The following is a 22,159-nucleotide window of genomic DNA, read 5'->3' on the forward strand; positions in this document are numbered from 1 at the left end:
TCTCTATCGAAATACTACCATGGAATGCAGCCCTGCATTAAAATTCAGGCTCTTGACCAGAACACGTATCTCTGCTGTTCCGGTATCCTTTTCCCTAAGCTCCACATCCAGCGGTCCCGGCCATTCCCGTGCCGTTTCCCCACGAAGCTCACCATTGATATACACACTGCATTCCCCCCAGACACTCTCAAAATGCAGCACCGGGAGTCTTCCGTTGATCGATTCCGGGATCTTCGTGCGGATCCGGTAAATGCCGTATTTGCCTTCCTGATCCTCAAAGATTGCAGGTGTTCCCGACTTCTCATCGACCTGCACATCCATCCAGGTATTCATATCAAACTCATCCACATGCATATTGACATCCGGCTTCTCGGCAAACAACTCTGAGGTCATCTTCCAACCGGTCAGATACTGCTGACGGATGCTCTCTACAAACGGCTCCGTTTTCCTTGTGGAAAGAGGGATCATCAAGCTTCCAAACTCAACCTCCGGCGCAACTGCAGAGATCACCATCTGACCGGCTCCCTCCTCCGCCTGCACAATTGCCTGACACCGTCCGTTAAACAAGCTTCTGTGACCGGATCCAAAATCTTCATGACAGGTCGGATCTCCATTGCAGGTTCCAAGGATCACACCGCCCTCCACCGAGATATCTATCTCAAAGGAAGCATCCGGCACTCCTCTGCCCTTCTCATCCACTGCATAAATATTAACCGGCATGGCATCTCTTCCATCATTATACATGCCTCTGTGCCATGGCACGATCTTCAGACGCACCGGCTCCCCGGTTGTGATCTTCACATCATGGGCAGCTTTCACGCCATCTTTATAACCGATCAATTCAATGTAGCCCGGCTGATATGGAACCTCCCACTCTGCCTGCTCGTACAGATCGATCTTCTTGCGGCCGTAGGACTTACGGTTCACGATCAGTTCCGCCTCATCACAGTTAGTGTGAGACATCACACGGATCATTTCACCCTCTCTGCCCCGGTGATTCCAGTGCGGCAGCACATGACACACGGGTTTTCTGGAAAAGATCGCCTTCGCCATGTAAAACGCATCCTTCGCATAGCCACAGGTATCCATCATGCCAAAATAGGAAGATACGGACGGCCATGTATACGGTGTCGGCTCTCCCAGGTAATCAAAACCGGTCCACATAAATGCCCCCGCCATAAAATCACGCGCCATGATATCCTTCCAGGTCTGACGCACGGTACTTCCCCAGTCTGCACACCGCTCATCATAGCAGCTGATCAGGTGGCGTTCATCATCCTCCTCATAACAGCTGCGCACGGAAAAAGCAGATGTCGATTCACTTGCAAACACCGGCATGTCCGGGTGCTTCTCATGAAACGAGTCATACTGATCTGTCTGGTAATTGATGCCACACACATCCAGAGAATCCACGGCGCTTTCCTCCGCGTCCAGCCCGCCATGCATCGCACCGGTCACAAAACGGGTATCATCCAGCGCACGGATCTCATCCCGCATGGTCTGTGCCATTCTCCTGCCTTCCTCTGTTCCCTGCAGCGGCTCCTCGTTAAAGATCGAATACATGATCACTGACGGATGATTCCGGTCTCTTAAAACCATTGTACGAAGCTGTGTCAGCCCCTCCTCCGATGTCTCAAAATTTCTGTTCTCATCAATCACTAACATTCCCATTCTATCACACGCGTCAAGCAACTCTTTGTGAGGCATGCCATGGGCGCAGCGATATGCGTTGGAACCCATCGCCTTCAACCGTTCGATCCGATATTCATGAAGTGCATCCGGCACTGCAACACCGATTCCTCCAAAATCCTGATGGTTGCAGGTTCCAAACAGCTTCACCGGACGTCCGTTCAGCAGAAAACCCTTTTTCGTATCCATTGCGATCGTGCGGAAGCCGCAGATCGTCTTGTCCGAATCAACCAGTTCATCCTCCACAAACACCTTCGTGATCACTTCATATATATTAGGTTCCTCGATATCCCATACCTTCGGATCCTCAATCGTAAATTCCGTCTCAACCTGTGACTCCTCCCCGGCTTCGCAGACAACGCCTTCGTTATTGATATTGACCTCTAATTCCTGATCCGGGTCAACCAGCGTTGTGGAAATCCGCACCTCGGTATCCTTCTCTGTCTGGTTGCAGATATTGGTAAACAGATTCACCTTCCATGTATTCTCCTCGATCTCCTCCATCCGGATCGACAGACCATACTGCGGAATATGGATCGGATTCTTGATGTTGAGCCATACATGCCGGTATATTCCGGCACCTTCATACCACCAGCCCTCCCAGACATCAGCATCTACAAATACCGCAAGCACATTCGGTCTCGTCCCAAAATGCGCCCGGTCCGAAATATCGATCTGAAAAGGTGTGTATGCGGAAAAACTGCGATGGATCACAGATCCGTTAAAATACACGACTGCATGTGAGGCAATCCCCTCAAATTCGATCGTAAGCTCCTTGTCCCTGTACTTCTCCGGAATTGCAAACACCTTTCGGTACCACGCCTTTCCTCCCGGCTTATATCCCCAGTTGGCAGCACCGTCCTCTGAGAAAGGCTGACGGATCGCCCAGTCATGAGGCACATTGACCGTCTCCCAGTCTCTTGCGTCAAAGTCCTCCTGCGGAACACCCGGACAAGCTCCTGCTTTCGAAGTATTATATATATAACTATGAGTTTTTTCGACCGGTTCATCCACGTCTCCCAGATGGAAACTCCAGTCCTTGTCCATCGACAAAGCAACTCTTGTACTCATATAAAAACACCTCCGCATCTTCTTCTAATCATTAAAACATACCACCACTGTAACGTCAAGGAAAACAGAGGATTCCGGACAGTAAATAATTGCATTTATCCTCCATTTGTAGTAGAATAGATTTAGTGATCTAAATTATCATTGAATGCCCGTAACCGGCAAATAAATGAGAAAAGGAGAATACATATGGAATTAAAAGATTTTATGGATTTAAGCAAGCTGCAGAAGATTCAGGATGCTTTTTCCGATGCCACCGGACTCGCTGCGATCGCAGTCGGCAAGAACGGGGAATACATCACGGAAGGAAGCAATTTCACGGATTTCTGCATGAAATATACCCGCAACTCCGTTGAGGGCAACCGTCGTTGTGTAAAGTGTGACAACGAATGTACCGGCACCTATTACTGTCATGCCGGTCTTATGGATTTCGCCTTCGACATTATGTTAAACGATGAGAAGGTCGGTGCGATCATCGGTGGTCAGGTACTTCCTTCCGAGCCGGACGATGAGCAGTTCCGTCAGACGGCAAGAGAGCTTGGCATTGACGAGGACGCTTATGTTGCCGCACTCCATCAGGTTCCGATCAGTTCCGAGAAGCGGATTCGTGCCGCAGCAGAGCTTCTTGGTGACATCGTCAACCAGCTTGTTAATCTGGAATATTTCCGTCACATCAACGGAGACCGTTTTTCACAGTTACACACTGAAGTAATGCATACCACAGAGATCATTCAGGATATCAACTCCAACACACATTCTCTGAAGTCCATCGCTAACAAGCAGAAGATGCTTTCACTCAACGCATCCATCGAAGCTGCCCGCAGTGGCGAAGCCGGCGTTGGTTTTGCCGTTGTTGCAAAAAGCATGGGTGAACTTTCTTCCCAGTCTGCTACGATCTACGGCGACATCGAGAAGTCCGTTGCCGAGGTAACCAAGTCGATCAACGAAGTTGCCGCATTATTCGAAGAGTAGATCATTCCGGTAAGAGTTTCGGAATTTGCAACGCTTCCGTAAATTCTTGGCGCACATCATTAAATATTCAAAACAAACAGGGACGTCTGTACCGCTCCGATCGTTCGATTTTATAACGAACCCGTTGAGACGATACAGGCATCCCTTTTTTATTCCCCAAGCTTCATGTATTCAATAATATGTAGATGCGCTCATTGCATTTGAACCGTTGATATGCGAAGTGTGCGTTCTTTATTCACTGTTCTCCGACCGTTTCCTGACTCTCCGATAAGCAAACAGCGAACACACATATAACAAAAGAAAAATCCCTCCACTAGCAGGAGCAATACTACACCATTTTCCGCTATGGCAGGTCTGCAGATCTATCGTATAAGTATTCTGCATATATTTTACACGCCAAACACAGATAACGGACAATATCAGATAGATCATCACCAAACCACCGCGAACAGCCAGAGTCCCTTTACACTGATATTTCCCTTTTCTGCACCGGAATATATTCCGGATCTGAAGGGTCACCAGCATGAAAAGAACCACGATCATCCCCTGACATACGACAGCAATAAACTGCGAAGGAACATTCTTCCGTTGTAGAAGTCCTGCTGCCAGCTTAAACCCGGTCCAAAGGATACATGAAAAGCAGCCTTGCAGGCTCAGCACCGGCAGGAAGAACATTCCAAGCAGCAATAATGGATAGCCGGTCCAGATCACATGCTCCCACATTTGTATCTTAGGTTGTTTCATACACTTTCTCCTCAATATTATATAGCAAAATATCTCTCCTCATTTCGAACATTTTCCTAAATAACGAAAAACTTCACACACAACAGATGCCATGTGTGAAGTCTCTATCACTCAAATATATCAATTACATTACCAGACGAACCTCGGTAACAGGAGTCAGCTTGTCAGCCGGGATATAATTATCCTCGAACTTCTCGCCGTTTACATAGAACTCCTTGAAACCGCTCTCTGCGCCGTTTGGATTCTCAACCTTGATCTCAAGCTTGCTTCCACGGAAATTCTTCTCCATGGTAAATTCCTTCCAATCGCTTGGAATAGAAGGTGCAATACGGATACCATCCAGATCAGGACGGATACCACAAATACCCTCTACGCAGCCTACCATACAGGTAGATGCTGTACCGGTCAGCCAGTGTACATGAGAACGTCCATGGAATGGGCTCTCATCACCCTCTGTGTACTGTCCGTGTACATATGGCTCCAGCTTACGGATCTCAGCCTTATCATTCTGAGAGGATGGTGAACTCTCCTCAAAATACTGGAATGCCTTATTACCATGTCCCATCAGAGACTCTGCAAGAATGATCCATCCCTGTGTCTGAGAGAAGATACCACCGTTCTCCTTTGTTGATGGAGGGAACAGACCAGCCAGTGCGCCATCGAAATAATGATCCACATAAGATGGAGCCATTACCTTTGCACCATATGCTGTGTTCAGCTCGCGGTCAACAGATTCCAGAGCCTTCTCTGCCTGATCCTTTGTAGCAAGACCGGAAATAACAGCCCATGACTGTGGATTCAGCCACATACTTGCCTCCGGATCCTTCTTGGAACCGATCAGTTCTCCTGTATCCTTAAAGCCACGGTTGAAACGGTCATCCTCCCACCACAGCTCATTGATCTTGTCCCCGATCTCCTTCTGGGTCTTGTCCAGATAAGCGATATAATCGGTATCGTTCTTCTTCTGTGCGAAGAGACGCATAATAGAGAATGCATAGTATAACTGCATCGCAACGAAGGATGACTCACCCTGTGCACCAAGACGCAGACAGTCATTCCAGTCAGCATGAAGACCGGCCGGCAGACCGTGTGGTCCCAGATGATTCATAGAGAAGTCGATCGCTCTCTGTAAATGCTCATATACGGTTGCCTTCTCCGGCACGTTAGACCAGGTGATCTCCTCATCCATAAATGCAAGATTACCTGTCTCTGAAACATACTTAAATACAGTAGGGAAGAGCCACAGTGCATCATCTGCACGATATGCAGGATGTCCTGTCTCCTTTACATAATCCGGATCATCCGGTGTCCCCTCATGACCGGCACGCTCATCGTGATCGAAACGTACCAGTGGAAGTCCGCCACCGTTGTCTACCTGTGCAGACAGCATGAAACGGATCTTGTCCAGTGCAGCCTCCGGATCCGTATGAATGACACCCTGAATATCCTGAACGGTATCTCTGTAACCATATCCGTTACGCTCACCGCAGTAGATGAAGGATGCTGCTCTTGACCATGTAAATGTCAGGAAGCACTGATATGCATTCCATGTATTAACCATGCTGTTAAAAGCAGGGCTTGGTGTATTGATTTTGAAGTTGTCCAGCTTTGCATGCCAGAACTTCTTCAGCTCATCAATCTCCTTATCACATACGGAAACATCCTCATAGCATGCAAGGATCTTGTCCGCATCAGAAGCCTTATAACGTCCCAGAACGAAAGCCAGCTCCTTTGTCTCGCCCGGAGCAAGCTCCAGTGCAGTATGAAGAGCACCACAGCTGTTCTCGTTGTAGTTGAGAACGCCATCACACTCACCACGCTCTACAGCAACCGGATTGCCATAATCGTGATACATACCGATGAAGGCTTCCTTATCACCATTGTAAGAAGTAACCTTCTGTCCTGCCATACCGAAGAAACGTTCCTTGCCGTTGCTTCCGTCCGGACCCTTGTACCAGTTCAGATTGATCTGCTGCAGAATCTTGTTGCCAAGGAATACTGTGTTCGTTGTACACAGAGAATACTGCAGGTTTACCTGATCCTGATTGTAATTATCATCATTAGAAAGCTCTGCATAACCAAATACAGAAATCTTACGAGGCTTGTCCGTTGTGTTCGTCACCTTACATCTCCAAACCTCATATACCTTTCCGAGAGGCACATAGTAATCTGCCTGTGTCTTAATGCCCGCATACTCAGAGAACATTGTAGTATAAGCAGTTCCATGATGAACCTCGCTCTTATACTCATTCAGGTCCTTGCCAACCGGCTGCCAGGAAGCAGACCAGAAATCAGCAGTCTCATCGTCTCTGATGTAAATGTAACGTCCCGGTGTATCATCACTGTTGAAATGATAACGCAGGATACGGCCATTGGCACCGCTCTTAACAAAGCTGTAACCACCCGCATTGTTGGAAATGATCGCACCATACTCCGGAGAACCAAGATAGTTACACCAAGGAGCCGGTGTATCCGGTCTGGTGATCACATATTCGCGGTTCTTCTCATCAAAGTAACCATAATTCATGAAAATATCCTCCTCTTTCTACTAACGGTTTTCACCATTTTCTCATATTATCATTATACGACACCACCCCAAAAGTATCAACAACATAACAAACATTTTCTAACAGTATTTTGATATCTTGTCACTATTCACGGATAGATTTTTCAAGGAAACTACCACGTAAGCTTGCTTACAAGTGGTAGTTTATTTGGAAAATCAGCCGGACAGGCTGTTACCACCCACACCCGCAGACAAAGGACGCCTGACTTTGGCGGACTCTAGCCGCTGTTTTTGCGGCGGTCTGGGGGCTGTGGTGGGAACTCCGTGAATAGTGAATAGAAAAACCGCTACAAACTTGTTTGTATAAGGCAATTTCCTTGGCTGATATCACGGCGACTAGCCTGACTTTTCCGCATGACTAAGCTTTAAGCCGCTGCTTCTGCGGCGCTTTTCGCCTGTTTTGGGCGAAAATGCTTAGGAATGAAGAAAAGTCACATGCGAATTTGCACGGGCAATCAGCCGGGCAGGCTGTTACCACCCACACCCGCAGACAGAGGACGCCTGTTTTGGGCGGACTCTAGCCGCTGCTTTTGCGGCGGTCTGTGGGCTGTGGTGGTAACTCCGTGAATAGTAAATCCTCACAACTTTCTACTTTATTATACCCACCTTTTTCATCAGCAACTGGGTATAACGGGTATAACGCCCCAACAATTGACGAATTTCAATCTATTTTCCCGGCTTACTGTTTTTTATTGACGATTTTTTTCAACTATGTTACAATATGGAACATGTCACGAGGGAGTAATCGGTACATGAGTGCACGGACAAGCATAACGCTCCGGCGATTTGAAATGTATAGTATTATCGACATACTGGTATTGATACCCGGTAATACTTTAAATGATGAGACTCATGCAGTGTTTTTACACTGCCATGGGTCTCTTTTTTACCGGATCGGAAAGTGTCCGTAACGCAAACTCCGGCTCTGTCCTTTTTACCACCGGTTCCTCACACAATACGTAAGGAGATTTCTTATGCTTTTATTTTTCCAGATTATGTTCACCGAATTTATCGCTGAGATGGGTGATAAGACACAGCTCATGCTGGTTGCACTGACCTCGCGCTTCAAGCTGCGCGACATCATTATCGGCACAGCAGCCGCCATTCTTGTGTTAAACGGACTAGCCGTTCTTCTGGGTGGTCTGGTCAGCGAGATCATTCCAACATGGCTCATCCGACTTGTTGCCGCATCCGCATTTCTGTTTTTTGCCATCACCTCTCTGAAGGGCGATGATGACGAGGAGGAAGAGACCAAAGAAGAAAATGTCTCTCGCTTCGCACCACTGACGGTTTTCTGTACATTTTTCGTTGCCGAGCTCGGAGACAAAACACAGCTTACCGCAATCACCTTCGGTGCCAATGAGGGTATGAATGCCGCCGTCACAGTCTGGCTCGCCTGCTCGATCGGTCTTTTTGCCGCAGACATCCTCGGTATGCTGATCGGTTATCTTCTGAAAAGCAAGACTCCGGACGGTATGTTAAATACTCTCGCATTCTTTATCTTTGCAATCTTCGGAAATATCACCATGCACGAAGGACTTGGACTTCTGCTCGGCAAAAATCATCCGGCAGTATTTCCTGTGACAATGATCATTGCGGTGCTTTTCATCCTGGCAAGCACCTTCGTCTTTATGAAGCGTATCCACAGGGATAAGGCTGAGCCAAACGAGTGATCCGTCCGCAAGGCACTATGAATAAAAGCTGATTCAAAGAAACAATCAGTCAACAAGATCATGTAGATCAGGGTTGCTTCAAATAACTAAGTCTTCCCATACCTCAAATTGATGTATGCCCATAATATTTCTTATGTCCGGAAAATAAAATATGAATTTTGCCTGAGAAATCAGTTGATCCGTGAAATATGACTAAAAAATTGACACAGATCAGTAGGATCTCTAAATAACCGGACATAAGAAATATTATGAGAAAAACTCATTTTAACTTGTACTAAATCTTGACATAGGGCCAATTACAATTTCTTTATCGGATGTCTGATAACCGTTTTACATCTTTCCGGTGCAACTTTTCTTGGGTCTGATAAATAGATTTCGTGATGGTGACGTTCATCTGTGAAATCATTCACATATCCATTTTCTCCCAAATATTTATCCATTATTGCTACTGTTTCAGGCTCATTATCAAATGATCCAATATGCATAATCTGTACACATAAGCCTTCCTCTATACTCAGAAATTCTGCACTGGAACAATCCATCTTTTTCTTTTTTGAAGCGGTGTCTACCGCCCAATCAAAATCTTTCTTTGTAATAAAATCAGGCAACCGAATAACAGAAATCCAGTTAAAATCTGACTTATTGGAACAATCTACACCTTCAACATGATCCTGCCACCAAAATCCTTCAAGTGGTGGAACTACATATTCAAAGAAACCTTTTATTTTGTAATCCGTTTTATAACTCATCTTTAGAGTGTAAGCAACAGAATACAAAACACCAATCGCAGTTTTATATTGTCCGCCCTCTTCATTAGGGTTTCCTTTACCTCTAACTGCTATATAATTCATCCTTGGCATTGTTACAATCTGTGCCTTATTCTTGGGTAAATAAAACTCTTTATATTCTTTCTTAAAATCAAATGCCATTTTTTGCATCCCCACTTTCTAAAATCTCTTTTTGTTTCTTCTTACTGAAACCTCCAAGCACAAGATGATACGATTTATCCAATAAATCTTTTAGCAAATCTCTTCGACTTCACCGTTTGGATTTATTGAATTCCAGTGCTGCTTGTTCATGTAATACCCCGGTATGATATCCTCATACTGTTCACGCAAAAAGCTACCCTCTGATGGCTCTAATTTCAAAGTTATATAATATGGTCTATTATCTTCGCCAAGACACACTGCTGCAAACATTTTTCCACCTACCGCATAACGGATCCAGTTCCACTGTGGTGGTAGTTTTGTCACGCCGTTTTTCTTCATAAGGAAATCGTCAATCCAACTATATCGCATCTGTATTAATGCAGACCAGATTTTGCACTGATCAAGTCGGACTCCACAGTCACCTTCTTTTTCATCATAAGCGAACTCATTTAATTGTGTGCATGGGAAATCCGTACATTCCCCACAATGCTCCAACTTTTTCTCTTCACAACAGCTCTTTACCGGACAAACTCCCCAGAAAGGTTTGTCAATATTAGAACAGCCCTTACATTTTTCAGTCTTTTGCCAGTCACATTTGCTACATAAAATACCACACCTTGATTCCATTCACATTTCTCCTTAGCCTTCCATTGTATTGTCATATTTTTTCTTCATTTGCAGAATACTTTGTCGCAATTCTTGTCTCATTGTTTTGGGTTCTAGCAATTCTACCTTATCTCGAAAGGTCAATAGCCATGTAAGCAGATTTTCCTTATTCGTATAATCTGCCTGAAAAAGAAGCGTTCCATCTTTTTGTTCTCTAAAACAATCCGGTCCAAATTCTTCTACCAACCGCCATTTGCAATCTGCCTCAAACAAAGCTTTTACTTTAATTCCACCGGGAAATATTCGTTCATCTTTCAAGTCCGGAAGAGGAACCGTTCTCTCCGAAAAACAGTTTTTAGATAAATATACTTTATCCATACGATTTAATTTAAAAAGTCGGTAATCTCCTCTACTTTGGCACCACCCCCACACATACCAACTTGACCATCGAAAAATCAAATAATATGGTTCAATTGTTCGCTGCGACTCACCATTTGGAGCATAATAAAAGAATTCTAACTCCTTATGCTGCTCTATTGCCTTTCTTATCATTTCTATCTTCGATGCAAGAGAATCTTTATACCACGAAGAAAGGTCAATCAACACCGATTGATTTCCCACAAAGAAATCAGAAGATCCTATTGACAGCTTTTCCATTAACTGTCCATACCTATTAGTCCCATTCACACTATCCAAACTACGTAATCCTGCAAGGATATCCTGCATTTCATCACGGGTCAACATTGTTTTGTCAATTTTATAGCCGTCTATAATTGAAATCCCACCGTCTTTTCCTTGTCGTGTTACGATTGGTATACCTGCTTTACATAAATCTTCAATATCTCTGTTTATTGTTCTTCTCGACACTTCAAATATTTCCGACAAGTATGGAGCTGTAACCGTTTCTGTCTGTAATAGTATGGATAAAATTCCTAACTGCCTGTCTATTTTCATACATTCTCCTTTACATATTACATATTAACATAGGAAACACGACAACTGTATGTCATGTTTCCATTATACTATAAAAAACAACATAGATAAATCACTCTATATTTGACTATATCCCATTGTTTCCCGCCAGCCTTTTACATATCACTTGATTCCAAAATATACCAGTTGCACGAATAATAAGAAAAATAGCAGATTGATCGGCAAGACTGTCATTATCCAATCTCCAAAGTAGATTGCTATTGCCATGCTTATAATTGTTACCAATATGGTAATCATATCCCAGCAGCACTTCTTATATAACTCTGCAATCTTTATCCCTATAAACGCTACATGTATTCCCGCACCCACCAGACATCCACCGCAGATCAATATTCGTATCAGCCAGTATATAATTCCGGCAACGACAGGATTGGATATTCCATTACTAATCTGTGCCACGTTCTTTCCTGTCATTACAACCCAGCCAGCAATGGTCTGTGTGAAAGTTCCGATTGCATCAAAGAATATTCTGCAATCAGAGATAAATACCTTTGACTGTATCATCTGAAAAAGAGTAATTGATACAGAATACCATATCAGCAGAAACATCAATGCTTCATACATGGCTGTTTTTGCTTTATATCTGCCTAAAAGTTTTCTCTCTGCATATCATATTTTTCCTTAACTTTCAGATAAGTTGTCTGATTACAGAACTTACTATGAGTTCTATCATCTGGATGGAACAGAGGAAATTCCTGAGGATTACAATGAAATATCCTTTGTCTGCTTAAGACCGAACGGAAGTCTGGAACTGCCAAGTACATTAGGAATTGTTTGCAGGAAGATTGCACAGAAACTGGATGGATTTGAAGGATTTCACTTTCACCAGTTGCGCCACACCTACACAAGTAACCTTCTAGCAAACGGAGCAGCACCAAAGGATGTGCAGGAACTGTTAGGGCACTCAGATGTCAGTACCACAATGAATGTCTATGCTCACTCCACAAGAAAAGCCAAGCGGGAATCAGCAAGGCTGCTTGATAAAGTGGCAGGCAATGACTAAAAAAAGAAATTCCCTTATTTCCATTACAATGATCTCATAAGGGCAAAAATAAGGGAAAATACATATCATTTCACTAACGAACAGGCTGAAATGTCTGTAAAATGTGGAAAGTCAGCCAGATATTTCGGCAAACTGGAATTTTTCAACAGATATTAACCACCATAATAATAGGTTGTACCTGTTACGTCATCTAGAACACCTGCTTTTAATATACACACCATAAATCCTTCATCGCCCCATTTTTTTCTATTTTCGTGATAAATTCCGTATGCAGAAGATGGTTCAAAGCCAAATCTACCATAAAGATTAGGGTTTCCTCCAAGAAACACTGCTCCATAACCCATTTTTTCAGCTTTCTCTAGTGCGTATTCTACTAATCTTCTCATAATTCCTTGCATTCTATATTCTGGCAAAACAGCACTTTGTGCTAAAACCAATTGCGTAATATTTTCATTTTCTGTGACGATATCTGTTTCGTGAAGCGCAACTTCTCCAACAATTGTTCCGTTTTCTAATACAGCAACAAGAGAAAGCTCCGGGATAAAAGTATCTTTTTTTCTTTCTTCTCTAAAGTGTTGCATCATAAATTTTCCAGTTTCTATACTATGTTGTTCAGCAAAAGCCTTATAAATCAACTTATCAACTTTTTCATATTCGGATAACTTCTCTGGTCTTATGATTATTTTTTCTTTATTGAAGGTCATAATTTATCTCCCCCCTAAAAATTCCGATTTGTAAGTTTCTTTAATCTCGCATAGACACAGTATATCATAACTTCTGCGCCTATGCGATAAATTACTGCTTCTTTCGATAAGACTCATCTTCTCCACAGTTACCTCCGGATAAAAGCAAGCCACCATTACAGGCAGCTATATGACATTTCTGGTATGATAATGATTTTTCATTAAACCTGTAATTGCACATTTAGTTGTCCATCAGGTTATCCCTGACTTGCATTCAGTCTAACTCATTATTTGAAATTGCAGAATATTCTCTCGCGGACTTTTTAAAAAATAGGGCTTAAAGCATTCAAACTCTTGTTTTATAAGGTTTCTCTTGATTTAGTCCTATTTTAACGTATGCTCCGGTCACCAGCAGTGCCTTATCCGAATGCTCAAGCCATTCTTTTACGGTAATGGAATCTTTTCTGTACATAAGCAATACCTCCAACTGATACGATACATCATTTGCCCCGTTTTTTATATATTTATGTACTGATTTTGCCCCGTTTTTCCAAAAAACGGGGCAATTGCTTATACTATTCAAATTGCTTACACTATTCAAGAAGAACATGTCACTTAAACAAACCGCTTCAGACTTCAAACCTCCTCCACGATCCTTCCGTCCTCGATCTGTATCACCCTGCTGCACGCCTCTGCCACAGCCGGATCATGCGTCACAATAATGATCGTTTTGCCCTGCTCGTTCAGCTCCCGGAACACATTCATAATCTCCTGCGTCGTCGCCGAATCCAGTGCGCCTGTCGGCTCATCTGCCAGAATGATCGACGGATCATTTGCGATCGCGCGGGCAATCGCTACACGCTGCTTCTGTCCACCGGACAGATTGTTGACCGGTTTTCCGGCATATTCCTTCATACCAACCATATCTAACATTTTCAATGCCTTCTCCCGACGCTCCTTTTTCTTAAGCCGGTGTTTACCATCCGCGAAATCTAACGGAATCATAACATTGTCCAGAGCAGTGAAGCCTTCCACCAATGCAAAATCCTGCATGACCATGCCAATTTTTTCATTGCGCGTCTGTGCCATCTGCCGTTCGGAAATCCTTCCGACTTCCTCTCCATCAATCGTATATTCTCCGGAATCATATCCGTCAATGCAGGCGAGAATGTGAAGCAGTGTTGATTTTCCGGCACCGGAGGTTCCGATCACCGCCGTCATTTCGCCGTCCTTTACCTCCATTGATACCCCATGAAGTGCTTCGTATGCATTGCTTTTTCCTTTATTATATGTTTTCACGATATTTTTCAAACAAATCATAGTTCTCTCCATTTCCAAGCAGCCCGCTGCGATCCAATACACCAAGATTCACGAAAGCAATGGTCGTCCGACCGCATTAGCTGCTTTAAATCCCTTTGCCATATTGTTCTCTGGCTGAACTGCCTTTCACCATAGAAAGACACATCAGTGCCGATGATGCCAGCAATAACACCACAACAAGCAGACAGCCGATCATCTGTACGACTCCAAGCTGCACCGCCAGACCACTCCATATTCCAAAATGTCCGGCTGCCAAAATCACCAGAATGCCAAGCAGCAGGGCTGCCAGAACGATCATAAAAATATACGATACATGGATCCGGAAAATCTTTCCCCAGGTCAGTCCCTGCACATAATAAATCGAATATTTTCTCATATTCTTCTGATACATCAACGTCGAAAGTGTCACAAACGAAATCATCGTAAACAGTACCATTCCAATCCCCACCGGGATCAGCTCTGAAAGATCTGCCATGATGTTTTGCCATGTATTTTTCCTGATGTAATCCAGATCATGAAGAAAACCAAACCGGGAAATCTGAGCGACTTTGTTTTTATTGTATTGGTACACTGACTCAGAACAATTTCGGTCCATCGTGATCAGCGTCACACCGGACAATATTGTCGTAAAAATCTGCTTTTTTGTCTTCAATACATTTTCATAATTTTTAGAAAGATTTTTCTCTGATTCCTTGTCTGCATATGCTTCCTGCACACAGTCCAGATTCTTCTTGGATATAAAAAACTCAACCGGATTAAACGCCTCTGACTCCATATAATCAAGCTTGGACAGATCGTCGGTCTGTTTTACCATATTGCTGAAAAGAATCTGATAATCCACCGAACCGTTATTATTCGACCGGTAAATAATATCCGCAGCAGGATCGATCACTCCAATGATCTTCACCGGAATTTTCGTCTGCAGCTCCGTCGTCGAATTAGTATCCACATACACCACGTCTCCGGTCTTATACTGATCCTTATTCTGCAGCACCACAGCCTCAAGATATTCCCCTTCCGTACTGTCCGTCTGCAGCCATTTGCCCGATTTTAATGCCGGCTGATACCCGCTGATCCACGCATCATCATACGCCCAGACATTCTTGTAATAGGAATTTCTCTTGCGCGCATCGGTAATTTCCTGGGGTTCCTCCACAAATGCATCCACCGAATACTGACCTTCCACATGAGCATCTTTTAACATCGCCTCATACGCCTGAGAGCTTTGCACCATCATTCCGTTTTCCGAATCCATATGATAGCTGGAGTCCAACATACAGATAAACCCTTTTCGCTCCACCAGCTTACGCACCGGCCGGTATCCGGCATAGCGCACCATAAAGATCGACAGCATTCCCACAACGATTGCAAACAACAGCATCGCCTGAACCAGACATAAAACAGACATCATCACATGCGCCTTACATTCACGCACCGCATATTTCCAAATCATACTCATCTCCCCCTTTAACGTATCATTTTCTTTTTCAGATTCCAGCGTATCATCACGAATTGCAGGATAAAGGATGATACAAAGTAAATCAGAAATAAGATCAGATAAACCTTCGTTTGAAAATGAAAGTCAAAGACATTCCATCTTGCTGCCAGAAACGGCATCAGCAGAAAACGAAATACGAATAATGTAATAAGATATGTTCCAACCGACAAAATCGAACATTCCCCCAGATACATTCCTACACTCCTGCGATAATCCAGTCCGCATACCCGGAAAATAGTCAATGTCCGCTGTCTGGTTGTCACAATATAATGATATAACGCACAGAAATTAAATGCTGCCACCAGCGATACGATAAACACAAGCATAAGGATCGTATTGTACAGATAATCATTTTCCTCTGTCTGCTGCAGTTCATAATTACAGTCTACCCGGTCTCCAAAACACTGTCTGGCAGCCTGAATCAACAGATTGATCTCCCGCAGAGATATATTATCCTTAAACCGCATATCAATTTCATCCAGCAGCACATCATCCTCTTTTACTGATGTGATCGGGATAAAACCTGTTCCAATTCCATCCTGCAGACCAATAATTTCATATTCCCGGTCTCCGATCATCACCTTTCCATCATCGGTCAGATTCTTTTTCAGATAATCACCTTTCATATTCTTCTGGAAGCCATACATAATACATACCTTTTCTCCGGAAGCGTACTCCTGATCGGTAAAATATCTGCCATATTGAAAAATGTTCTGTGTCCCGTTTCCAAACTCATAATTGTAAAAAGAATCCGGACCATATTCACTACTGTTGACAATACTGCCGTGATCGATCAGAAAATCCGTTTCAAAACGATACTCCCCCTCAAGAAGTCCTGTGTGAATATTTAACAGCTTCCCCAGCACTTCCTGATCTGCTTTCTTCGCAAACTTCCTGATATCCGCCACGGTCACATCCTGCAGATCATCCCGTTTCTCATATGTCTGGCTCTCCAGATCTCCCACTGTCTGCATCTGGTTATCCGCTCTGGCAATGTCCTTTTGTGCATAAGAGCTTTTCAGGCGAAACACGATCTCATTCGCAGCGCTCCTGCTGAGTTCTCTGCGATCCCTGTACTCCCGAAACATTCCATACGACAGATGAATGATCAATGTCGATGCCGCGATCGTAATGAGCAGCAGTATAAATATTTTTGTATAATCCCGGGCAAAGGATCTTATATTTTTTAGTATGTATTTCATAAACAAACCTCCCGCCATCTACTGTTTTCTCCGCTTCCGTGCCAGCAAAATTCCCGCCACAATTGTAACAACACAGACAATACCAATGATCATATATAACTTCCCGGAATTGGGAGCTTTGACATCACTTTCCGTCCCGGCAGAATCATCCTTTAACTCCAGCTTCATATTTTTCTCTGCCTGTTTCACGATCTTTCCTTTTTGAATTTTTCTCAAACGGTCAAAAATCTCGTTCTTTTTCTCCTCATACGTCAGCTTCTGAAACTCCTTGTACTTCTTTTTCAGAATTGCTTCCCAGTCAACACCATCCGACTGCATTTTCACCATTGATCCTTCCGGCAATTCATGGTCTACTATACAAACTGTCTTTTCCGGCGTCTCATAATAGCTTTTCTCCCCCAAAGTATAAAACAATGCGTTATACATCTTTTTTCTGTCATATTTGAAATACTCCCCGGTGCTGTAAATAAACGTAAATTTTTTCGTGTTATTATCAATACATATCGCAAAGTCACATAACTCTTTCCCGTTTCTCTCTGCAAGAAAAGAAAAGGTAGGCGGTGCATATTTGTCTTCCTCATTCACTGTAACATCATAATCACCATGCAAAGAATATAGCGTGATCTCATCTGAGTCACGGATCTTTCGCGCAATGTCAACAAAATCTCTATATGTTTTCGGTACATTTCTCAAATAAGTGACCATATCAGCGTCCTTATATTTATTATAATACTTCATGGTCTTTTTCACTGCCTTCTTAAAAACTACCGGTGCATTTTTCAAATACGACTCCGGAATCACTTCCGCGTAAATAGTATCTGCCTGCACCTTTACCGTATACGCTTTTGCCTGCACACCGTCTACGGCAATAACACACAGTAAAATAATGAATAATTTTAAATAATTTTTCCACATATCACGGTCACCTGCCTTTCATCAATCTTCCTGAACAGAAGAATAATACAAATACACCTCATCCAATGTCGGCTCACAATGGCGCCATCCCTTCGCCTTCATATCCTCTTCAGACAGCACTCTCATATTGATCCCCTCACGGCACTGCCGCATCGCCGTGACATTGTACAAGCTCTGAAATTTCTCCGCCTGTCCTGCATCGCATGTGATCTCCCACACCTTATCCTTTACCGAATCCATCCACTCCTCCGGGCGCTTGCATCCCCGGTTGGTTCCCTTTTTCATCAGGATGATGTGATCTGCCACACAGTCAATGTCACTGATGATGTGGGTTGCCAGGATCACGATCTTATCCATCGCCTCTCTGGCGATCAGATTTCTCAGGGAGATCCTCTCATTGGGATCCAGTCCCGCTGTCGGCTCATCCAGAATCAGTATCTTCGGATCCCCCATCACTGCCTGTGCAAAAAGAAGACGGCGCTTCATTCCTCCCGACAGCTGTCCGAAATGCGTGTGGATCTCCTTGTCCAGATGCACCTGCTCAAGCGCTGTATAAATGATCTCCCGCAGCTGCTTTCTGTCATAGTCAAGCCCCTTCAGGGCAGCGATGTATTCCAGAAACTCTCCCACGCGCATCCGCGGATACCCCACGGATTCCTGCGGAAGATATCCGATCAGTGCCCGGTAATCCCGCCCCATATCACAGATCTCTTTTCCATCAAACAAAATACTGCCGCCGTCACGCTCCAGATTGCAGGTCAGTATCTTTATCAGGGTGGATTTTCCTGCCCCGTTTTCCCCCAGCAGACCAAACAGTCCGTTATCCAGTTTTAACGAGAAATCCTTCAACGCCGTTTTATCTCCATAACTTTTTACCACATGCTGTAATTCTAACATATCTTCCTCCGATCTATTCCGTCCGGGCTTCCGCAGATCCGCTCGGATGAAACATATTTATTGGTTCCATCATCATTTCGCCTTTGCGGAAATAACACATCCGTCACGCAAACAGAAGCACCGGCAGCAGACTGAATATCAGTGCCGTATAAACTGTAAGACTCTGACTGGATATCTTCCTCTGTACCATTTTTGTCACACATCCCACCGCAGCCAGATACAATACCCGCAGTGCATAGCTGCACAAAATAACATTTCCCAGACTCATAAATCCAATGTCCTTAAAAACGGTCAGGTTGTCTGCCGTCACAGACCACGCCTGCAGGGAATAGGTCTGCCCGCACCGCCAGATCCACGGAGCATACACAATGATCCCGGTAAACAGTGCATACAGAAAGTTCCAGCACATCTTCCGGTGTGTGATCTTTTTCATGCCGGTCCGGCTTGCCATGCAAAGCATTCCCGTCCCACACCATTCATCCTCTCCCCATAGACGGGCACTGATGAGCACCATCACGACCACCGCCAGGATACTGCAAAGCTTCAGATATCCTCCGGGCAGCTTCTTTCCAAGCAGTAACAGATATCCCTTTTCGTACACGATATATGGATCCTTCCTGCCATCCAGATAATCCAGATAGGTATCCACCTCCCGGAGCACATCCAGCTTTTCCAGTTCCGACATTGCCACCTGCATGGCTGTCTGTGTGTATTTCTGCCCGTTTTGCTCCACATCCTTTTCCAGCGTTTCCAGCTCCGGATCTTCTCCCGGATCTGATCCCGTTTTTCAGGGGTATCATGCCCCTGAAGTCCCAGCATCACCTCCCGGTAATAGCTCTCCTGTGACGTGGATATCGATTCCTTCGGCGGCCGGTAAACCAACAGCACCACAGCCAGTGTCAACACCAGCACAAAAAGGCTCCCCTCGTAAATCATGCCTTTCCTGCCTTCCCATCCGGACAGGCTCCGGAAATATTTCGGGCGGTATCGGTGACTTCCCCGGTGAAACACCGGCTTCCGGGACAGACTGCTTTCCACTCTCCGGATACGGCTTCGAAAAATGAGTCCTGCCAGAACGAAAAATAAAACACAGGAGACCGCCGTCCACAGCCCCAGATAACTTACCGGATACTGGAAAAGCTTCAGGGCATGATAACCGGATAACAGCATTTCCTGATTGATACATTGTGCCGGGCTGAAATACCGGAGCACTGCCAGATATCCCGACAAAGATATCCCGTAAGCGGTAAACAGGGAAACTCCTGTAAAAAGACCATACAGGATAACCGTCCTCACAGCACTGCGTCCCACACATGCCAGCCAGAAAAAGATCGTATAAAGCAGTAAAAAGCCTGCTGTTTTACAGACAAGAAAAACGCATACAAACCAGAATACCGTGATCCTCCGGTCAACCCCCACAAATTCCGGCAAAACCTGTATGACCCGGTTCCATCCGGTAAATCCATACGCCGATGTATACAGCCGGAGCTTATACATCTGGATCAGAAGCAGCACCGCCGCCGATGCCATCAGTCCCACAGCCCATTTGATGCGCGTCAGCCATGCAGCCCCATTCCGGGCAGCCATATTGATGCCGTCCATTCCCGATTCCGCTTCCCATACCACCAGCCGGAATATGATCAATAACATCATCAGCACTGCCATCATGTCCGCCACATCCGTATGACAGAACAGGGAAACTCCTCTTCCTCCCGCAAAGGAAACCTCCGCCGGATCCATTTCCCGGTATTTCGCCTGCAGCTTTTTCTGCAGACGCTCCTGATAAACATTCTTCCCCAGACCACGCAGTCCGCCGGATCCCCCGGAGCGGATCTTGTCCAGATAATTCTCATAATTGTGTGCCGATCTCCATTCCTTCTGTACCACATTTCGGACAGGGTCATATTCCTGCTGTTCCTCTGAGAAATATTTTTCCGCTTCCGTCTCCGTCATGTTTTGGACCCGTTCTGCCATTCTGCAGTATTGGGACGGCAAAAAACTGTCCCCATACGATATCCGGTAAACACGGTACCACAGTATCAAAAGCGTCGCCGCAAAGCACAGAAGAAAAACAGCCAGAAAACCGTCTCTTGTGACCAGCTTCTTCCATTCCTGCTTTAGTAAATGCATCTTCTCCTCCCTTTCATGATCAAACACCGCATCCGCAGCATTTTCCATCTTTTCCTGTTATTCCACATCCCACTGGGATTTGTAGACATGTATTTTGGAGACATCTCCTTTTTCCATCGCTTTTAACGGGATCCATGCCGGATTTCCTTCCGCATCCATTCCGTACACATGATCCCCTCGGACCGCCTTCGCAAAAAATGGCTCTGTCACCTGACTGCTCCACTTACCGTCAGCGATATCATAAACGGCACACATTAATTTACCGGTTTTCGGATCTGCCATTCTAAAATACGCCTTTCCTTCCGCTCCGCCCGTCATGGCAATATAGTCTCCCTTTTCGTTGATCTTTTCTACGGAACCGTTTTGTTCCGAATAACGGTACAGATCCTGATCTTTTGTATAAAACAGATATCCGTTTTTACACAGAAGCACGTTATTATTTCCAAAACCATCCAGCGATTCCTTCACTTTTCCGGATACCGGATCAAGTGCCTTTACACAGGTTCTGACATGTTCCTTTTCAAACTGCCGGTCCTCGCTGTGAGCCAGAATATCATCCTTAGCTGCGTCCGAATACGCATAAGAAATATAGAACCATTTTTCTCCCATCGCCATCCCATCCGGCGTATAATTATTCCCTTCTTCCTGAAACAAATGCTGTCCCTTCTTCTCCTGAAGATCATACGCATAGATCCCGTAAACCGTGGATTCCTGACCATCCTTTTCCATCTGCAGATAAGATATGTAGACCATACTGCCATGATATAACACATCATAGACCTGATCTGCCTGCATCAGATCCGCAAGCTTTCTCCGGTCTTTCCCCTCAAGATCCGCCACATATAATGCATACTTTCCATAATCCTCCTTGGAATCTGCAACATACATGATATGACTGCCGCGGATAGCGATCCCTGCCAGCTGGGAGGCATAAACATACGCCCCACAGGCGGAGTCCTTCGATGCCTCATGGCTGCAGTTTTGATCCACGCAGATCAGATCATCCTTTCCGGTGGAATTGTCACAAAACCGGATATAGCTGTCCTGCTGGCGTAATATTCCGTCTGTCATATAATTTTCATTGTTCAGGTTCCAAAAGCTGTCCTCCCATTTTGATGACCAGAGCCGGTTCTTCATTTTGTCCTGATAACTTTTGACCCCGATCACAGCCCCCACAAAGAGTACCAGCAAAATGCCGCATATGATAATTTTCTTTTGTTTCCCTTTCATAACAATAACCTCCTCATCCTCTTCACATCATTTTGATAAGC

The 22,159-nt window shown here is 44.6% G+C and carries 19 protein-coding genes and 1 pseudogene; 3 read left to right on the plus strand and 17 right to left on the minus strand.

Annotated features, from left to right (window positions below):
* Positions 1-3: 3 nt before the first annotated feature.
* On the minus strand, positions 4-2,760 hold the full coding sequence (gene galA, locus DXA20_RS10690; RefSeq protein ID WP_158577211.1) for a beta-galactosidase GalA: 2,757 nt from the start codon (positions 2,758-2,760) through the stop codon (positions 4-6).
* A gap of 186 nt (positions 2,761-2,946) precedes the next feature.
* Here galA and DXA20_RS10695 point away from each other — a divergent pair, with 186 nt between their 5' ends.
* Complete coding sequence (locus tag DXA20_RS10695; RefSeq protein ID WP_118560697.1) at positions 2,947-3,729, plus strand: PocR ligand-binding domain-containing protein; 783 nt, start codon at positions 2,947-2,949, stop codon at positions 3,727-3,729.
* Between the two features lie 231 nt (positions 3,730-3,960).
* On the opposite strand, the gene DXA20_RS10700 is transcribed toward DXA20_RS10695, so the two are convergent.
* Complete coding sequence (locus DXA20_RS10700) at positions 3,961-4,473, minus strand: hypothetical protein (RefSeq protein ID WP_147403740.1); 513 nt, start codon at positions 4,471-4,473, stop codon at positions 3,961-3,963.
* Positions 4,474-4,597: 124 nt separating this feature from the next.
* Positions 4,598-7,000 carry a GH36-type glycosyl hydrolase domain-containing protein gene (locus DXA20_RS10705; RefSeq protein WP_118560701.1) on the minus strand — a complete coding sequence of 801 codons (2,403 nt, stop codon included), beginning with the start codon at positions 6,998-7,000 and terminating at the stop codon, positions 4,598-4,600.
* 1,013 nt (positions 7,001-8,013) lie between these two features.
* Between DXA20_RS10705 and DXA20_RS10710 the strand changes: the two genes are divergently transcribed.
* Positions 8,014-8,712 (plus strand): TMEM165/GDT1 family protein, encoded by a 699-nt coding sequence (locus DXA20_RS10710; protein ID WP_118560703.1) that lies wholly within the window; start codon positions 8,014-8,016, stop codon positions 8,710-8,712.
* 296 nt (positions 8,713-9,008) lie between these two features.
* Here DXA20_RS10710 and DXA20_RS10715 read toward each other — a convergent pair whose 3' ends face one another.
* The 4 genes from DXA20_RS10715 to DXA20_RS10735 all read right to left on the minus strand — a co-directional run bounded on the left by DXA20_RS10715 (position 9,009) and on the right by DXA20_RS10735 (position 11,804).
* Positions 9,009-9,641, minus strand: coding sequence for a GyrI-like domain-containing protein (locus DXA20_RS10715; RefSeq protein ID WP_118560705.1), 633 nt, complete (start codon positions 9,639-9,641; stop codon positions 9,009-9,011).
* 90 nt (positions 9,642-9,731) lie between these two features.
* Entirely contained in the window at positions 9,732-10,268 is a 537-nt protein-coding gene (locus DXA20_RS17885; protein WP_330420804.1) for an MmcQ/YjbR family DNA-binding protein, read from the minus strand.
* 12 nt (positions 10,269-10,280) lie between these two features.
* The gene (locus tag DXA20_RS10730; protein ID WP_118560707.1) at positions 10,281-11,201 is read right to left on the minus strand and encodes a helix-turn-helix transcriptional regulator; all 921 of its coding nucleotides are present in this window, start codon (positions 11,199-11,201) and stop codon (positions 10,281-10,283) included.
* 141 nt (positions 11,202-11,342) lie between these two features.
* Positions 11,343-11,804, minus strand: coding sequence for a DUF6040 family protein (locus DXA20_RS10735; protein ID WP_243100621.1), 462 nt, complete (start codon positions 11,802-11,804; stop codon positions 11,343-11,345).
* Between the two features lie 85 nt (positions 11,805-11,889).
* On the opposite strand from DXA20_RS10735, the pseudogene DXA20_RS10740 reads away from it, so the two are divergent.
* Positions 11,890-12,243 (plus strand): annotated as a pseudogene (locus DXA20_RS10740) (tyrosine-type recombinase/integrase); the annotation flags it as partial.
* 152 nt (positions 12,244-12,395) lie between these two features.
* On the opposite strand, the gene DXA20_RS10745 reads toward DXA20_RS10740, so the two are convergent.
* The 10 genes from DXA20_RS10745 to DXA20_RS10790 all read right to left on the minus strand — a co-directional run bounded on the left by DXA20_RS10745 (position 12,396) and on the right by DXA20_RS10790 (position 22,118).
* On the minus strand, positions 12,396-12,947 hold the full coding sequence (locus DXA20_RS10745) for a GNAT family N-acetyltransferase (RefSeq protein WP_118560709.1): 552 nt from the start codon (positions 12,945-12,947) through the stop codon (positions 12,396-12,398).
* Positions 12,948-13,272: 325 nt separating this feature from the next.
* Positions 13,273-13,398: a hypothetical protein gene (locus DXA20_RS17190; RefSeq protein WP_279222371.1), complete on the minus strand. Its 126-nt coding sequence runs from the start codon at positions 13,396-13,398 to the stop codon at positions 13,273-13,275.
* Positions 13,399-13,562: 164 nt separating this feature from the next.
* Positions 13,563-14,246 carry an ABC transporter ATP-binding protein gene (locus DXA20_RS10755; protein WP_118560713.1) on the minus strand — a complete coding sequence of 228 codons (684 nt, stop codon included), beginning with the start codon at positions 14,244-14,246 and terminating at the stop codon, positions 13,563-13,565.
* An 85-nt stretch (positions 14,247-14,331) separates the two neighbouring features.
* Positions 14,332-15,699 (minus strand): hypothetical protein, encoded by a 1,368-nt coding sequence (locus DXA20_RS10760; protein WP_147403741.1) that lies wholly within the window; start codon positions 15,697-15,699, stop codon positions 14,332-14,334.
* Positions 15,700-15,713: 14 nt separating this feature from the next.
* On the minus strand, positions 15,714-16,946 hold the full coding sequence (locus DXA20_RS10765; RefSeq protein ID WP_022305014.1) for an FtsX-like permease family protein: 1,233 nt from the start codon (positions 16,944-16,946) through the stop codon (positions 15,714-15,716).
* A gap of 18 nt (positions 16,947-16,964) precedes the next feature.
* A complete protein-coding gene (locus DXA20_RS10770) occupies positions 16,965-17,861 on the minus strand; it encodes a hypothetical protein (RefSeq protein WP_118560719.1) in 897 nt (298 codons plus the stop codon).
* Between the two features lie 21 nt (positions 17,862-17,882).
* On the minus strand, positions 17,883-18,758 hold the full coding sequence (locus tag DXA20_RS10775; RefSeq protein WP_118560720.1) for an ATP-binding cassette domain-containing protein: 876 nt from the start codon (positions 18,756-18,758) through the stop codon (positions 17,883-17,885).
* Positions 18,759-18,861: 103 nt separating this feature from the next.
* The gene (locus tag DXA20_RS16205; protein ID WP_118560722.1) at positions 18,862-19,359 is read right to left on the minus strand and encodes a hypothetical protein; all 498 of its coding nucleotides are present in this window, start codon (positions 19,357-19,359) and stop codon (positions 18,862-18,864) included.
* Positions 19,302-20,936, minus strand: a complete 1,635-nt coding sequence (locus tag DXA20_RS10785) for a hypothetical protein (protein WP_118560724.1) — start codon at positions 20,934-20,936, stop codon at positions 19,302-19,304. Before DXA20_RS10785 ends, DXA20_RS16205 begins: the two co-directional genes overlap by 58 nt.
* A 9-nt stretch (positions 20,937-20,945) precedes the next feature.
* Positions 20,946-22,118, minus strand: coding sequence for a hypothetical protein (locus DXA20_RS10790; RefSeq protein WP_118560726.1), 1,173 nt, complete (start codon positions 22,116-22,118; stop codon positions 20,946-20,948).
* Positions 22,119-22,159: the final 41 nt, after the last annotated feature.

The organism is Roseburia sp. AM59-24XD (assembly GCF_003478445.1).
Taxonomy (GTDB): domain Bacteria; phylum Bacillota; class Clostridia; order Lachnospirales; family Lachnospiraceae; genus Jutongia.

Coding starts and splice junctions, on each gene's coding strand:
- galA (WP_158577211.1), bottom strand. CDS start 2,760: ATGAGTACAAGAGTTGCTTTGTCGATGGACAAGGACTGGAGTTTCCAT.
- DXA20_RS10695 (WP_118560697.1), top strand. CDS start 2,947: ATGGAATTAAAAGATTTTATGGATTTAAGCAAGCTGCAGAAGATTCAG.
- DXA20_RS10700 (WP_147403740.1), bottom strand. CDS start 4,473: ATGAAACAACCTAAGATACAAATGTGGGAGCATGTGATCTGGACCGGC.
- DXA20_RS10705 (WP_118560701.1), bottom strand. CDS start 7,000: ATGAATTATGGTTACTTTGATGAGAAGAACCGCGAATATGTGATCACC.
- DXA20_RS10710 (WP_118560703.1), top strand. CDS start 8,014: ATGCTTTTATTTTTCCAGATTATGTTCACCGAATTTATCGCTGAGATG.
- DXA20_RS10715 (WP_118560705.1), bottom strand. CDS start 9,641: ATGGCATTTGATTTTAAGAAAGAATATAAAGAGTTTTATTTACCCAAG.
- DXA20_RS17885 (WP_330420804.1), bottom strand. CDS start 10,268: ATGGAATCAAGGTGTGGTATTTTATGTAGCAAATGTGACTGGCAAAAG.
- DXA20_RS10730 (WP_118560707.1), bottom strand. CDS start 11,201: ATGAAAATAGACAGGCAGTTAGGAATTTTATCCATACTATTACAGACA.
- DXA20_RS10735 (WP_243100621.1), bottom strand. CDS start 11,804: ATGTATGAAGCATTGATGTTTCTGCTGATATGGTATTCTGTATCAATT.
- DXA20_RS10745 (WP_118560709.1), bottom strand. CDS start 12,947: ATGACCTTCAATAAAGAAAAAATAATCATAAGACCAGAGAAGTTATCC.
- DXA20_RS17190 (WP_279222371.1), bottom strand. CDS start 13,398: ATGTACAGAAAAGATTCCATTACCGTAAAAGAATGGCTTGAGCATTCG.
- DXA20_RS10755 (WP_118560713.1), bottom strand. CDS start 14,246: ATGATTTGTTTGAAAAATATCGTGAAAACATATAATAAAGGAAAAAGC.
- DXA20_RS10760 (WP_147403741.1), bottom strand. CDS start 15,699: ATGATTTGGAAATATGCGGTGCGTGAATGTAAGGCGCATGTGATGATG.
- DXA20_RS10765 (WP_022305014.1), bottom strand. CDS start 16,946: ATGAAATACATACTAAAAAATATAAGATCCTTTGCCCGGGATTATACA.
- DXA20_RS10770 (WP_118560719.1), bottom strand. CDS start 17,861: ATGTGGAAAAATTATTTAAAATTATTCATTATTTTACTGTGTGTTATT.
- DXA20_RS10775 (WP_118560720.1), bottom strand. CDS start 18,758: ATGTTAGAATTACAGCATGTGGTAAAAAGTTATGGAGATAAAACGGCG.
- DXA20_RS10785 (WP_118560724.1), bottom strand. CDS start 20,936: ATGGAAAATGCTGCGGATGCGGTGTTTGATCATGAAAGGGAGGAGAAG.
- DXA20_RS10790 (WP_118560726.1), bottom strand. CDS start 22,118: ATGAAAGGGAAACAAAAGAAAATTATCATATGCGGCATTTTGCTGGTA.